The following is a 15025-nucleotide window of genomic DNA, read 5'->3' on the forward strand; positions in this document are numbered from 1 at the left end:
ATAAAATGGAAAAGACGATTCGTTTAACGACAGCACAAGCATTATTAAAATTTTTGAATCAACAATATATCAGCATTGATGGAAAAGAAACACCTTATGTGGAAGGAATCTTTCATGTATATGGTCATGGGAATGTTTTAGGGATTGGTCAAGCGTTGGAACAAGCTCCGGGACATTTAAAAAGTTACAGTGGAAAAAACGAACAAGGGATGGCTCATGCTGCTATCGCTTTTGCTAGACAAAGTTTACGTAAGAAAATATTCGCAGTTTCAGCGTCTGCTGGTCCAGGTTCAGCTAATTTATTGACTGCTGCTGGAACGGCCTTCGCTAATAATATACCTGTATTGTTTCTGCCAGCAGATACGTTTGCTACTCGGCAACCAGATCCCGTATTACAGCAGTTGGAACATGAATCAAGTGTAACTTTTTCTACCAACGATGCTTTCCAAGCGGTTTCTCGCTATTGGGATCGTATTAATCGGCCAGAACAACTGATGTCAGCATTGCTACGAGCATTTGAAGTTATGACCAATCCTGCAACTACAGGACCTGCCACCATTTGTTTGCCACAAGATGTTGAGTCAGAAGCCTATGATTATCCAGTAGAGTTTTTTAGAAAAAGAGTTCATTATATCGATCGACGGATGCCGACAATTCGTGAGCTTGAAACAGCTAGTCACTTGATAAGGGATAGTAAACACCCAGTAATTATTGTGGGGGGCGGCTGCAAGTATTCAGAAGCAGGTGAGAGCCTTCAGAAAATTTCTCAAGTTCATCAGATACCTTTGGTTGAAACACATGCTGGTAAATCAACTGTTTCATGGGAATTTGAAAATAACCTTGGAGGCTTGGGAATTTTAGGTACCTCGGCTGCTAATAAAGCTGTTCAGCAAGCGGATTTGATTATTGGAATTGGCACACGTTATACGGATTTTACCACTGCATCAAAAAGTATTTTTAATTTTGAACAATCAAAAATGATAAATATTAACGTAAGTCGACCACAGACTTACAAAATGGAAGCGTTTCAAATTGTGGGAGATGCTCGAGCAACCTTAGAAGGAATTCTGCCAATGATTGAAGGATATCGAACGACTTATGGTGAAAAAATCACTGAACTGAAGAACGAATGGGTGAAAGAGCGGGAGCGATTAAAAACAACTCATTTTAAACGGAAAGATTTTGATCCGGAAATCAAAAACCACTTTACACAGGATATTTTAAATGATTATGCTGATTCTTTGAATACAACTCTGACACAAACAGAGGTTTTCGTTCATCTGAATGATTTTGTCGAAGATGATGCGATTGTGATTGGTTCGGCAGGGTCATTACCAGGAGATATGCAACGATTGTGGAATCCTGTAAAGGAAAATACTTATCATTTAGAGTATGGCTATTCTTGTATGGGCTATGAAATTGCTGGTGCAATGGGGGTACGTCTTGCTAATCCTGATCAAGAGGTTTACGCATTAGTCGGTGACGGTAGTTTTTTGATGTTGCATAGCGAACTGGTCTCTGCATTACAATATGACAAAAAAATCAATATTGTTCTGTTCAATAATTCTGGGTTCGGATGCATTAATAATCTGCAAATGGAGAATGGCGGCGTAAGTCAAGGGACGGAATTTAGAAATACAAAAGGCGAAATTATGAATATCAATTATGCTAAAATCGCTGAAGGATATGGTGCCAAAGCGTATCAAGTCCATTCGATTGAAGAACTAAAACAGGCGATTGTCGACGCGAAAAACCAAACGCAATCGACATTGATTGAAATAAATGTTCTTCCTAAAACGATGACTGCTGGTTACGATGGTAGTTGGTGGAATGTCGGTGTTGCTGAAGTATCAGAAAAACCAGCGATTCAAGAAGCATACCAAGTAAAAAAAGAAAAACTTGCAACTGCTAGAAAATATTAGGTATTCGTCATACAACCAAAAAGTTAGGAGCGAATGAATTGAAAAAAACATTGAAACATCAACCGTTGATAAAAGAACTAGCTCCCGGTGTTCGACAAGTTCAAAATATTCGAAAAAACAACACTGATTTACAGTATATTGAGTTTCAAGTTCTTGAATTAGATAATGGAGCAATGTATCAAGAAGCTGGTAATGAACTGGAAGTTTGTATCGTCGTATTAACTGGCAAAATCAATGTTAAGGTGGGCGATAAATGGTACGAGAATTTAGGTAAACGAACCTCTGTTTTTGAAAAAATTCCGACAGATAGTATCTATATTCCAGCAAAAACGTCGTTTGAACTAATAGCAACTTCTGATACTGTTCGTTTGGCCCTTTGTTATTCGCCAGCTAAAAAAACGTTACCAGTGCACGTGATTACCGCTGAGGAAAATACGGTTGAAAAACGAGGGATATATCAGAATAAACGACTAGTGCATAACATTTTACCAGACAATGTCGATACTGCCAGTAGTTTGTTGGTGGTTGAAGTCTACACTGAAGGTGGTAACTTTTCTAGCTATCCACCACACAAACATGATCAAGAAAATTTACCTGACGAATCTTATTTAGAAGAGACGTATTATCATGAGCTGAATCCAGAGCAAGGCTTTGTTTTCCAACGAGTATATACAGAGGATGGTTCTATAGATGAAACGATGACTGTAGAGCATCAAAATGTTGTGGAAGTACCTAAGGGATATCATCCTGTCGGCGTGCCAGATGGCTACACCTCTTATTATTTAAATGTGATGGCAGGACCTGAACGAATTTGGAAGTTTCATAACGAGAAAAAACACGAGTGGATTTTAAATCGGAACGAATTGACTAACAATTAGAAATAAAAAATAAGTAGACTTTTTTAGGAGGAAAATAAATGACTCGATTTTTAAAGAATTATATAGGTGGCCGCTGGGTAACAAGTGCAGCCACTGAATTTGAAGAAGTGGTTAATCCGGCAACAGAAGAAGCATTAGTAAATGTTCCATTATCTAGTGAAGCAGAAACTGCAGAAGCAATCAGAGTAGCGGATGAGGCTTTTCAAACATGGAAAAAAGTAAGTGTTCCAGTTCGTGGCCGCTATCTTTTCAAATTGCATCATTTATTGATGACGAATAAAGAAGAGCTAGCACGATTAATTACGCTTGAAAATGGAAAATCTTTGTCAGAATCATTAGGTGAGGTTCAGCGAGGGATTGAAAATGTCGAGCATGCAGCGGGCATTACGAATTTAATAATGGCTGATTCTCTATCCACAGCGGCTACAGATATTGAAATTACCAATTACCGTTATCCCATCGGTGTTGTGGGGGGAATTACTCCTTTCAATTTTCCGATGATGGTACCGTTTTGGATTTTCCCAATGGCGTTAGCAGCAGGGAATACGGTGGTGCTGAAGCCTTCCGAAAAAACGCCATTATTGATGGAAAAAATTGTTGAATTAATAGAAGAAGCAGGATTTCCAAGTGGCGTCTTTAATGTTGTCTATGGGGCACACGATGTTGTTAATACTTTATTGCGTGATCCATTAGTAAAAGGAATTAGCTTTGTAGGTTCAAAAAATGTTGGTGAATATGTCTATAAAGAAGGAACAAAAAATCTGAAACGAGTCCAGGCATTAACTGGCGCAAAAAATCATGTCATCGTTTTAAAAGATGCCAACCTTGATCGTGCAGTAAAAGACATTATCGGTGGCTCTTTTGGATCAGCCGGTGAACGCTGTATGGCTGCTTCGGTGATCGTTGTAGAAGAAACTATTGCAGATCAATTCGTTGAAAAATTTAAGGCTGCAGCACAGACGATAAAAATTGGAAATGGTCTGGAAGAAGGAGTCTTTTTAGGCCCCGTGATTCGAAAAGAGGCGCAGCAACGAACATTTGATTACATTCAAAAAGGTATTGATGAAGGAGCGGACTTATTGTTAGATGGCCGTGAAAATATTCCTGAAAAAGGCTACTTCGTGGGACCTACGATCTTTGATCGTGTCACGATGGACATGAAGATTTGGCAAGATGAAATTTTTGCACCCGTTGCCTCAATTGTTCGAGTGAAAAATCTAGAAGCAGCAGTTACACTGACCAATCAATCAGAATTTGCTAACGGTTCATGTCTCTATACGAGTAATGCTTCAGCTATCCGTTACTTTAGAGAGAATGTTGATGCAGGAATGTTAGGCATCAACTTAGGTGTACCAGCACCAATGGCTTGGTTTGCTTTTTCCGGCTGGAAACACTCTTTCTATGGTGACTTACACGCCAATGGAAAAGACAGTGTAGAATTTTATACACATCGAAAAGTTGTAACTGCTCGATACGCTCCTAGCGAAATAAACTAGTTTTACTTCGAAGCTCTGTCAAAGGAGCTTCGAGGATTCTATGATTAAAGCGGTGAAAGTATCTTTTATTAGTACAAATATAAGACATGACTTTCTGAAAATAATGATTGACTAAATAAAATTGTAAGCGTATACATAATACGCATAAAATAAAGAAATCGGAGGACAAATAATTGAAAGTAAAAGTAGGCGTAATTGGTACAGGGGCGATTGGAATCGAACATATTAACAGAATTAATCACAAGACACAAGGCGCTTTTGTAACAGCAGTATCAGATATTAATGTTGAAGCGGCAAGCAAAATTGCTGAGGAGATTGGGGCTCAATTTTTCAAAACAGGCGAAGAATTAATTGCTTCTGAAGAAGTGGAAGTTGTTGTTGTTACTTCCTGGGACCCAACACACGAAAAATATGTCTTGGAAGCAATCAAGCATGGAAAATACGTATTCTGCGAAAAACCATTAGCAATGGATGCCGCAGGATGTCGCCGAATTGTAGATGCAGAAGTCGCTTATGGTAAAAAATTGGTACAGGTGGGCTTCATGCGTCGATACGATCGTGGCTACATTGAGTTGAAAGAAGCAATTGAATCAAAACAGTATGGTGAAGCTCTGATGCTCCATTGTGCGCATAGAAATCCAAGCGCTGATGAAAATTATAAGACGCCAATGGCAATCAGTAATACTGCAATCCATGAAATTGATGTTCTTCGTTGGCTATTAGCCGAAGATTATGCCTCAGTGCAAATGATTTTACCAAAGAAAACCAGTCATACACATGCAGATTTACATGATCCTCAATTACTGATTTTCCAGACGAAATCAGGTGTAACAATTGATTTAGAAATTTTTGTTAATTGTCGTTTTGGCTACGACATTAAGTGTGACGTAGTTTTTGAAACGGCAGAAGTCGGAATGACGGATCCAGCCTATACCAAAATTAAAGCTGCGGAGAAAAATTACACACCAATTTCGCCCGACTGGCAAACGCGTTTTTTAGATGCGTATGATTACGAATTTAAGTTATGGGTTGATTCAATTAAAAACGATAAACTTGTTGGTCCAACTGCTTGGGATGGCTACGTGGCAGCAATCACAATGATGGCTTGTCATGAATCTCGTGAGTCAGGGGAAAAAGTAATGATTGAAATAGATGAACAACCAGCGTTATATACCAAATAATTCTTAAAAAAAGGAGGGGTTTTGTGGAAAATATTAGAGTAGGAATCGTAGGACTAGGTAGATTAGGCAAGGTACACGCAAAAAATTTATCTTCTGCTGTTAGTGGCTGTGAGCTTACGGCCGCCTGTAGTTTAGTTGAAACAGAATTAGCATTTGCACAGAAGGAGTTAGGTGTTAAGTATACGTTTTCTAGTTATGAAAAAATGGTTCAAAGCGCTGTAATTGATGCCGTTTTTATTGTTTCACCTTCAGGATTCCACTGTGAACAAGTCCGTTTAGCTATGGAAAATGGGAAACACGTATTTACTGAAAAACCATTGGGAATTGAAATTGAGGACATAAAAAAGACACAAGAGGTTATTGGAAAATATCCCGAGCAAGTATTTATGTTAGGTTTCATGCGCCGTTACGATGAATCTTATCAGTATGCCAAAAAAATGGTAGAAGATGGGGAAATCGGGGAAGTCACGTTAATCCGTTGTTATGGAATTGATCCGAGTGATGGGCTGGAAAGCTTCGTTAAGTTTGCAATGAACAATGATAGTGGCGGTTTATTTCTAGATATGGCGATTCACGATATTGATTTGGTTCGTTGGTTTACTGGTCAAGAGGTAGAACAAGTTTGGGCAATTGGTAAAAATGCTGCATATCCAGATTTAGATCAAGTCGGTGAATTGGAAACCGGAGCAGCTATGATGAGTCTTAAAGATAAAACAATGGCTTTACTAGTTGCTGGAAGAAATGCTACACATGGTTACCATGTCGAAACAGAAATCATGGGCACCAAAGGGATGTTACGAGTAGCGCAAGTACCTGAAAAAAATTTAGTGACTGTTATGAATAATCAAGGGATTGTGCGACCTTGCTCTCAAAACTTTCCAGAAAGATTTAGAGAAGCGTTCATTCGAGAAGCACAAGAATTTATTTCCTGTATTCAAGAAAAACGTCAACCAGCAGTTAATGCAGAAGATGGTCTACAATCAACAAAAATTGCATTAGCTTGTCAAGAATCATTTGATACGAATCGTTTGGTACAACTATAAATGAAGTAGGAGAGTGACATAATGGCGAAACAAATTCAACTAGCTATTGCGCCGATTGCATGGACAAATGATGATATGCCAGAGCTAGGAAGCGAAAATACGTTTGAACAATGCGTTAGTGAGATGGCGCTAGCTGGATTCACAGGTACGGAGATTGGCAATAAGTATCCAAAAGATCCACAGGTTTTAAAACAATATTTAGATATTCGTGGACTAAAAGTAGCGAGTGCCTGGTTTAGTACATTTTTAACAACAAAACCTTTCGAAGAAACCGCGGAAGACTTCAAAAAACATCGAGATTTCTTACATGCAATGGATGCTAAGGTTATTGTTGTGGCTGAACAAGGACACAGCATACAAGGGATTATGACGGCTCCTGTTTTTAATGAGAAACCAATTTTTTCTGATGAAGAGTGGCAAAAACTAGCTGAAGGATTAGAAAAACTAGGAGACTTGGCACATGAAAAAGGTATGGAGATTGTTTACCATCACCATATGGGGACAGGAGTCCAAACGACTGAAGAAATCGATCGATTAATGAAAATGACGGATCCGACAAAAGTTAAATTATTGTTTGACACTGGCCATCTTGTCTTCTCAGGAGAAGATCCAATCGCAATCTATCAGCGCTATCAAGACAGGATTAAACACATTCACTTCAAAGATATTCGCCAACAAATGGCAGAGGAAGTCAGAACAGAAGAAGATAGCTTCTTAAAGGCCGTGAAAAAAGGCGTCTTTACAGTCCCTGGGGATGGTATGATTGATTTCAAACCAATTTGGTCAGCAATCGAAGAGAGTGGCTATAAAGGTTGGATTGTAGTTGAAGCGGAACAAGATCCTGCCAAAGCCAATCCGTTTGAATATGCCGTCAAAGCGCGAAACTATATCCGAAAGGTCACCGATCTTTAATCTAATCGAGAAGGAGCTAGACAATGAATCTATTTTCAATAATCAGTTTCCTAGTAATTGTCATCTGCGTATGGATTTTTGCCTATTCTCGATCCAGAAGTGTAGATACTTCTGGATCAGAAGGTTTCTTCATGGGTGGCCGAAGCTTAACAGCCTTACCGATTGCTGGGACAATTATTATGACCAACCTATCCACAGAGCAAATTGTTGGACAAAACGGTCAAAGCTATCATGCAGGAATGGAAGTAATGGCTTGGGAAGTAACTGCTGCAATTGCAATTGTCGCATTGGCAGTCATTTTTTTACCAAAATATTTTAAATACGGTATTAATACGGTTTCAGATTTCATTGAAATTCGTTATGATACAGTTACAAAACGAATTATTTCAATCTTGTTTATTGTTACCTATATGATTTCTTTTTTACCAGTAGTTCTTTATTCTGGGTCACTAGTATTCAATAAGATTTTTCATATTGATGAGCTGCTGGGTGTCGAACCTATTGTCGCAATCATTCTTGTGGCGATGGTGATTGGTATTGTTGGGATTCTTTATCTGCTGATTGGCGGCCTATCTTTAAGTGCCAATAGCGATTCGATTTATGGCGTTGGTTTATTGGTTTGTGGTTTGTTGGTTCCAATACTAGGTTTAATGAAACTGGGTGATGGCAGTTTTATTGGTGGGATTGAACAGGTTGTTGAAAACACACCATGGTTACTGAACTCTGTAGGTGCAATTGATTCTGCTGTTGTACCATGGCCAACATTATTTACAGGGATGTTGTTTAATAATTTGTATTTCTGGTGTACCAATCAGATGATTGTTCAAAAAGCACTTTCAGGAAAAAATTTAGCAGAAGCACAAAAAGGAGCTTTTTTAGTGGGGATTTTCAAAGTGTTTGGTGCATTATTCTTAGTATTTCCAGGAATTGTTGCAAGAAATCTTTTTGGGGATGCGTTGATGTCCAATCCTGATAACGCATATCCATATTTAGTAACTGAAGTTTTACCAAAAATGCTTTTCGGCATTTTTGCTGCAGTTATTTTTGGGGCAATTTTATCTTCCTTTGCGGGAGCTTTAAATGCAACCTCAACTCTGTTTTCACTAGATTTTTACAAACCAATTATCAATAAGAAAGCAGATGACAAACAAATTGCTCGTGCGGGAAAAACAGTTACAGTTATTGTAGGGATTATTTCAATTATCGTTGCACCGTTTATTTCTTTTGCACCAGCTGGATTGTACCAATTTGTTCAAGAGTTTAATGGATTATACAATATGCCATTGTTAGTGATTATACTTTTTGCGTTTTATTCCAAAAAAGCAACTGCTTTTGGAGCAAAAATGACAATTGCTATCCACATTGTTTTGTATGCGCTGTCAAAAGTGTTTTTGAAAGATATCCATTTTTTATATGTCTTAAGCCTGCTCTTCTTCTTAGATATTCTTATTTTAATAGTGGTTTCTAAAATAAAACCAGATGGCGAATTTGTTTTAAATTCTTTTGATACGAAAGTAAATATTGAACCTTGGAAACATACAAAACTTGTCGCAAGTATATTAGTTGTCGTGGTTATCCTAACCTATGTAGCATTTTCACCAATCGGATTTGCTAGATAAAAATATTTCATGAATGAGGAGAAGTTTATGAGCAAAAACATATTGATTATTTGTGAGACAGGAATTAGTGCATCGCTGTTAGTTTCAAAATTACTTGAAGCAATTAGGGAAAAAGAGTTATCTTATGATTTAGATTATGCGCCTGTTTGTCGGATTGAGGAAAAACTTGGTTATAAAGAGTATGATGTGTTAATGTTGACCCCACAAGTCGCTCGTGTCAAAGAAAAAGTGGAAAAATATATAGAAGGCTGTCAGGGGCAGGTTGTTTTTATCGATCAAGAAGATTTTCGTTATATGAACACAGAGAAGATACTCGCAAGTATCGAAAAGTAAGATTTAGAGAGTGGGACATCAGTCAGCTTTGGTTGATGTCTTGCTTTTTTATTGTGTTCAAAAAGAGCAGAATCAAAATCTTACGTTTTATAGTGAGTACCAAATACTTTTATAGAAATAAAGCTAAAGTTATTATTTTAGTAAAAAATAGATTAATTTACTAAAATAATATATAATAAAGGTAAAACTAGGAGGGAAGCATATGACGTGTATTTCATTATCGATTTTAAATCAAGAACAAGAAGTTAGAAAAGCTAAGATAGATGATTCAGATTCTTTGAAAGAGTTAACTATTACAGGAAAAGATTTTGTTTGTTTAGCTGCTCGGGATTGTCAATTACAAGACGGCGATGTGATTCAAGTTTGTTTAGATACGCCCAATACTTATTTAATGGTGAAGTTAGATGCTACGCTTGATAGCAGTTTGATTTATGTTCCAGAACAAAAATGGACGTTTCCAATCACAAAAAATGAAAACGCTATCGAAGCGCGAGCAGCGTATCGTTTTGAAACCAAGAAACCTTATATAAGTGTGCGTGTTGCCACTAAAGAAGAAATTAAGAGTTATCGTAATTGGGCGTTAAATCCACATGATTTACAACATTTTACTGGTGCGTATCCTCATGCATCTGCCAACGTGGAAACGCGAAATGATGCCACTTTTTTTGCTTGCAATGCGATTGACGGTACCTTTGCTAATCTTTATCATGGGCCGTATCCTTATCAATCATGGGGGATTAATCAGCAATTAGATGCCGCATTAAAAATTGAATTTGGGCGTGAAGTCTTGTTGGATAAAGTGATCTTAACATTACGAGCGGACTTTCCCCATGATAATTATTGGCAACAAGTGACTTTAAAATTTTCCGACGGTACACATGAAGTTTTTAAAACTGTTAAGACTGAGCAACGCCAGAGCTTTACCTTTGCGAAACGGGCAGCGGAGTGGGTGATACTAACAGAGTTAATTCAAGCAGATGAACCATCACCATTTCCAGCATTAACACAAATTGAATTATTTGGTCAAAACAAATAAAAAATAAGGACGGTTCCTTTATAGGAGCGGTCCTTATTTTTTATTTCTGGCGTGGGCTAGTTGTCGATTGGCGGACAACCAATTCTGTGTTTAACAGGACTCTACGAGGAATGCTAGGCATTTGAATTCGTTTGTGCAATAAATTAATGCCTGTCTCGCCCATTTCTTCAGTAAAGGCATGGACAGAGGATAGCGGCGGTGAGACATATTGAGAAATAGAGATATCATTGATCCCCATGACACTAATTTCTTCAGGAACCTTTATACCGTGTGCGGCTAACGTATGTATCACACCGATTGCAAAGGCGTCATTATAAGCAAGAATCGCAGTAGGTAAATCATTTCCCCATTTTTCTAACGCTTCTTCTGTCAATTGTTCCCCCGTTTTGACATCCAACATGCCATTTTCTTTTAAGATAAAATAATCTTCGTTAAACAAGTGATAATGCTGCATAATGTCAAGATAAGCGTTGGTTGTCGGTGTTTTATAGCGACGGAAACCATACATATTTTCGCTTTCTTCGGCACCAATAAAGGCAATTTTTTCGTGGCCCAATTCCAAAAGATGGGTTAAGGCAATCTCGGTTGCTTGATAAAAATCAGTATTTACAGAATCAAATTCTTCCAGTGGGAAATTACTGCCAATTACACAAAGATTTGGATGTAGTTGCTGCAACTCTTGTAACGTCTTTTGAGTGAATTTGCCAATTGCCAAAATGCCATCAATCCCTTGAAGGTTATGTTGTTCCAATTGAGAAACTTTGAGAATATTGTAACCTAATTCTTCGGCCCGTTTTTCAGCGCCTAAGCGAATCGACATATAGTAAATATCCGTTAGTTCTTCGTCATCTGAACGCCACTGAACGACGGCAATCGAAGGCTCTTGCGGAGCTGTTTGTACGGAAAGGTTAGGTGTCAGTTGCTCCTGCTGTTTGTTTTTATTTTTAGTTTTATATTTCGTATAATTCAGGGTTTCTGCTGCTTCAAAAATTTTTCGCTTGGTTTCCTCTGTAACGGATAAGTTTGGATCATAGTTCAGAACTCGCGATACAGTTGAAATTGAAACATTCGCGACTTTTGCGATATCTGTGATAGTTGCCATTCTAAATGCCTCCTTCTCAAGTACTATTATAGCATATAGTATATTTCTTTTTAGTAAAAAAAAGCAAGAAAAAGCTTTTTTTACTTTTTTTTAGCAAAAACTATTGATTTTTTGACTAAAAAAATATACTATAAAGTCAAAGAAAGCGCTTTAATTCGATGGAGAAGGTGGTTTAGTGAAAAGATTTTCACTTTTTTTACTAATTTTACTTGCTTTAACAGGTTGTAAATCTGGTGAAAAAAATTTGATGAAGAATCTCTTCAAAATCTAAAGGAAACGGCACAGTCTTATTCAGAAACAGAATTACAAAATGGTGACGTTCGTTTAAATGAATATATTTCTTTGAAAGGGGAGATTGTTGAGAGCGACAGTCGTTCCAGTTTAATAAAAAAAGGTGATCGTTTTATTTTGAAAAGTGGTTCTAGTAAATATCAAGTTTTTAATGAGCAAAAGAAAAAATTGAAGATTGGTGACGAAGTGACAGTTTACGGAGAATATTACGGCTTTTTGAAAGGGTCATTAATTGAAAGTGAGGAGAATCATGATTCAGCCACGAATTAGACAGAATTCTTTTGAAACATACGAAGAAGTTGCAGAAGGATTTGAAGATTTATTAGCGCCACTGGAATTGTTTTTTGATCGAGAGTATCAAGGTCATCTGGATTTAGGGACACACGGAACGGTTTATTCTAAAGGGACACGTGATGCGGAGGCATTTTTACGACCATTATGGGGACTAGGTCCTTATGTAACGCAAAATGAAAGTGAGTATTTGAATGACTTTCTAACGGGAATTATCGAAGGAACCGATCCTGAGAGTTCATCTTATTGGGGAAAAACAAAAGATTATGATCAATTGATTGTTGAGATGGCAGCATTAAGTACATTTCTTTTGTTAAACAAAGAAAAAACGTGGGACCAATTAACAAAAGAACAGCAAAACAATTTACACAGTTGGCTGATACAAGCCAATGAAAACATTATTCCGCCAAATAATTGGCATTTCTTTAGAGTGTTGCTGAATTTAGCGATGAAACATTGTGAAATGCCGTATTCAAAAGAACAGATCGCTGTTGATTTGGCTGTAATTGATCGTTTTTATGTCGGTAATGGTTGGTATTATGACGGAGTCGAGACACAAGTTGATTATTATGTTTCTTTCGCTATTCATTATTATAGTTTATTGTATTGTCGTTTTGCCCCGGAAGATACCGCAAGAGTGGCTATTATGAAGGAACGAGCAACTTTGTTCGCGCAAGAGTTTAAATATTGGTTTACTCAGCCAGGAGAAGCGATTCCCTTTGGACGTAGCTTAACGTATCGTTTTGCTCAAGTGTCATTTTTTAGTGCCTTAGTTTTTGCAGATGTTGAAGCATTGCCGTGGGGTGAGATTAAAGGTCTAATCAGCCGACATCTTCATCAATGGATGAACAAAGATATTTTTACAACAGATGGATTATTGTCGGTAGGTTATGATTATCAAAATATGGTCTTTGCCGAAGGCTATAATGGTCCTGGTTCACCTTATTGGGCCTTTAAAATATTCATTTTGTTAGCGGTTCCAAAAGATCATCCTTATTGGCAAGCAGAAACACAGCCTATTAGTTTTCCAGAAAAACACTTACCTTCACCAGAAAGTCGGAACTACTATCAAGTAAATGATGCAGGGACACATGGTTTAATGTTTCCAGCGGGACAATTTATTAATTATCAAGCTCATGCGCATGATAAATATAGTAAATTTGTTTATTCTTCCCATTTTGGTTTCAGTACTATAAAGAGTGATTATTGGTATTACGAAGGTGCTTATGATAATTGCTTGGCTTTAGCTGAAGACGACCACTATTTCCGCACGAAAGGATTAGATGATCAGTACGAAATTCTTGATGATCGTATCATTCATCAATGGCATCCTTGGTCCGATGTAGCAATCAAAACGACAATTGTACCATTAGAAGGCCAACATTTACGGATCCACGAAATTGAGACACAACGTGCATTAGTGGCTTATGAAGGTGGCTTCTCAATCCCGCTCTTCGATGAAAAGGTCACTTGTGTTTCTGATCAAATGGCTGAGGTAAAAAATGCAAAAGGTGTGTCAAAAGTAGAAAATATCAACGGCTTTTCTGAAGCTGCGATTATTCGAACAGAACCGAATACAAATTTACTTTATCCGTTAACGGAGTTGCCATATTTGAAAGCAAACTTGTCGAAAGGGAAACATCTTTTAATTTCATTGGTGACAGGCGTACTACCGAATGAACAAATTGAGCCAGTTAAAGTTAGGTTAAAAGAAAATCAGCTTTTAGTTGAAGAAAAAGTTGTAATTTTGGGGAATTAGGGGGAGAAATACACAATGACAGAAAATGGACAGATTGAGTGGTTGCCGAAGCAAATCAGTTTTGCTTTAAACAAAGTTCGAGGAAATTTAGAGACATTTAAAGAATTAGTTCCACCCGCGGCAAGTTTAAATCAAATTTATTATCCTGAAGAAAATATTGACTGGACGGCCAGCTTTTGGCCAGGAATGTTATTTTTAGCAAAGGAATTAACAAATTCAACAGAGTTCGATGAGGTGATTGCCACACAGATGGCTTCTTTTCAACATCGCTTAGATGAACAAATTGAGCTGGAGACACATGATATAGGCTTTTTGTATATTTTAACAGCCATTGCCGATTATCAAGTCAATGGTCATGAGGCCTCAAAAGAAATGGCCTTGCAAGCTGCGGACTTATTAATGAAACGTTATTCACCAAAAGCCAAGATTATTCAAGCTTGGGGGAATTTAGACGATCCAGAGCAACGAGGTAGAATGATTATTGATTGTTTAATGAACTTACCATTATTATACTTTGCAGCAAAAATGACTGGCAAGCAAGAGTATTATGAAGCTGCCTACAATCATGCGAAACAAACACAAAAATATATTGTGCGAGAAAATCACACCACGTTCCATACGTATTATTTTGATACGGAAACAGGCGAAGCCTTGTACGGAAAGACACAGCAAGGATACTCAGATGATTCTTGTTGGGCTCGCGGCCAAGCCTGGGGAATTTACGGCTTTACGTTAAGTTATTTATATACAGGAGATAGTAGTTTTCTGGAAACAGCAAAAAATGTTGCTGATTACTTTATTCAAGAATTACCAGAGGACAAAATCTGTTACTGGGATTTAATTTTCAATGAAGGGAGTGAAGAAGAACGTGATAGCTCATCTGCTGCAATTGCTGCATGTGGCTTACTAGAATTATCTCGTCAGCTTCCATTAAATGATGAAAAACATGGCTATTATGAAAAGGTTGCGCTAGAACTATTACAAGCATTAGCGGAAAAGTATACAACGGTTTTACGACCAGAGTCGAACGGCCTATTGCTTCATGGTGTCTATGATAAAAAAACAAATACAGGAGTCGATGAATGCATGATTTGGGGCGACTACTTTTATTTGGAAGCGTTAACTCGTTTAGCGAAAAGCTGGTATTCTTTTTGGTAATTCA

Annotated in this window: 12 protein-coding genes and 1 pseudogene; 12 read left to right on the forward strand and 1 reads right to left on the reverse strand. The window is 37.6% G+C overall.

The annotated features are described in order from the left end of the window. Nucleotides 1-5: 5 nt before the first annotated feature. From iolD to IGK86_RS05155, 9 genes are all read left to right on the forward strand, one after another. Nucleotides 6-1922 (forward strand): 3D-(3,5/4)-trihydroxycyclohexane-1,2-dione acylhydrolase (decyclizing), encoded by a 1917-nt coding sequence (gene iolD, locus IGK86_RS05115; RefSeq protein WP_010713231.1) that lies wholly within the window; start codon nucleotides 6-8, stop codon nucleotides 1920-1922. Between the two features lie 38 nt (nucleotides 1923-1960). Beyond that, a complete protein-coding gene (iolB, locus tag IGK86_RS05120) occupies nucleotides 1961-2800 on the forward strand; it encodes a 5-deoxy-glucuronate isomerase (protein WP_016617551.1) in 840 nt (279 codons plus the stop codon). Between the two features lie 38 nt (nucleotides 2801-2838). Next, a complete protein-coding gene (locus IGK86_RS05125) occupies nucleotides 2839-4296 on the forward strand; it encodes a CoA-acylating methylmalonate-semialdehyde dehydrogenase (RefSeq protein WP_438742118.1) in 1458 nt (485 codons plus the stop codon). 173 nt (nucleotides 4297-4469) lie between these two features. Continuing rightward, entirely contained in the window at nucleotides 4470-5477 is a 1008-nt protein-coding gene (locus tag IGK86_RS05130) for a Gfo/Idh/MocA family protein (RefSeq protein ID WP_002364407.1), read from the forward strand. A 23-nt stretch (nucleotides 5478-5500) separates the two neighbouring features. After that, on the forward strand, nucleotides 5501-6520 hold the full coding sequence (iolG, locus tag IGK86_RS05135) for an inositol 2-dehydrogenase (protein WP_010775987.1): 1020 nt from the start codon (nucleotides 5501-5503) through the stop codon (nucleotides 6518-6520). A 21-nt stretch (nucleotides 6521-6541) separates the two neighbouring features. Next, nucleotides 6542-7432 (forward strand): myo-inosose-2 dehydratase, encoded by an 891-nt coding sequence (iolE, locus tag IGK86_RS05140; RefSeq protein WP_010775986.1) that lies wholly within the window; start codon nucleotides 6542-6544, stop codon nucleotides 7430-7432. Between the two features lie 23 nt (nucleotides 7433-7455). Beyond that, nucleotides 7456-9051: a solute:sodium symporter family transporter gene (locus tag IGK86_RS05145; RefSeq protein ID WP_002388280.1), complete on the forward strand. Its 1596-nt coding sequence runs from the start codon at nucleotides 7456-7458 to the stop codon at nucleotides 9049-9051. A 9-nt stretch (nucleotides 9052-9060) separates the two neighbouring features. After that, entirely contained in the window at nucleotides 9061-9384 is a 324-nt protein-coding gene (locus IGK86_RS05150; protein WP_016617553.1) for a PTS sugar transporter subunit IIB, read from the forward strand. A 202-nt stretch (nucleotides 9385-9586) separates the two neighbouring features. Further along, complete coding sequence (locus IGK86_RS05155; protein ID WP_002400814.1) at nucleotides 9587-10420, forward strand: hypothetical protein; 834 nt, start codon at nucleotides 9587-9589, stop codon at nucleotides 10418-10420. Between the two features lie 40 nt (nucleotides 10421-10460). On the opposite strand, the gene IGK86_RS05160 is transcribed toward IGK86_RS05155, so the two are convergent. Then, nucleotides 10461-11522: a LacI family DNA-binding transcriptional regulator gene (locus IGK86_RS05160; protein WP_002356832.1), complete on the reverse strand. Its 1062-nt coding sequence runs from the start codon at nucleotides 11520-11522 to the stop codon at nucleotides 10461-10463. Nucleotides 11523-11697: 175 nt separating this feature from the next. On the opposite strand from IGK86_RS05160, the pseudogene IGK86_RS05165 reads away from it, so the two are divergent. The 3 genes and pseudogenes from IGK86_RS05165 to IGK86_RS05175 all read left to right on the forward strand — a co-directional run bounded on the left by IGK86_RS05165 (nucleotide 11698) and on the right by IGK86_RS05175 (nucleotide 15021). Next, a pseudogene (locus IGK86_RS05165) lies at nucleotides 11698-12083 on the forward strand (hypothetical protein). Next, a complete protein-coding gene (locus tag IGK86_RS05170) occupies nucleotides 12064-13863 on the forward strand; it encodes a DUF2264 domain-containing protein (RefSeq protein ID WP_016617555.1) in 1800 nt (599 codons plus the stop codon). The pseudogene IGK86_RS05165 and the gene IGK86_RS05170 overlap by 20 nt, the downstream one beginning before the upstream one ends. 15 nt (nucleotides 13864-13878) lie before the next feature. Beyond that, nucleotides 13879-15021, forward strand: a complete 1143-nt coding sequence (locus tag IGK86_RS05175; RefSeq protein ID WP_002362143.1) for a glycoside hydrolase family 88 protein — start codon at nucleotides 13879-13881, stop codon at nucleotides 15019-15021. The last annotated feature ends 4 nt before the right edge of the window (nucleotides 15022-15025 follow it).

The organism is Enterococcus sp. DIV1206 (assembly GCF_051712485.1).
Classification (GTDB): Bacteria; Bacillota; Bacilli; order Lactobacillales; family Enterococcaceae; genus Enterococcus; species Enterococcus faecalis.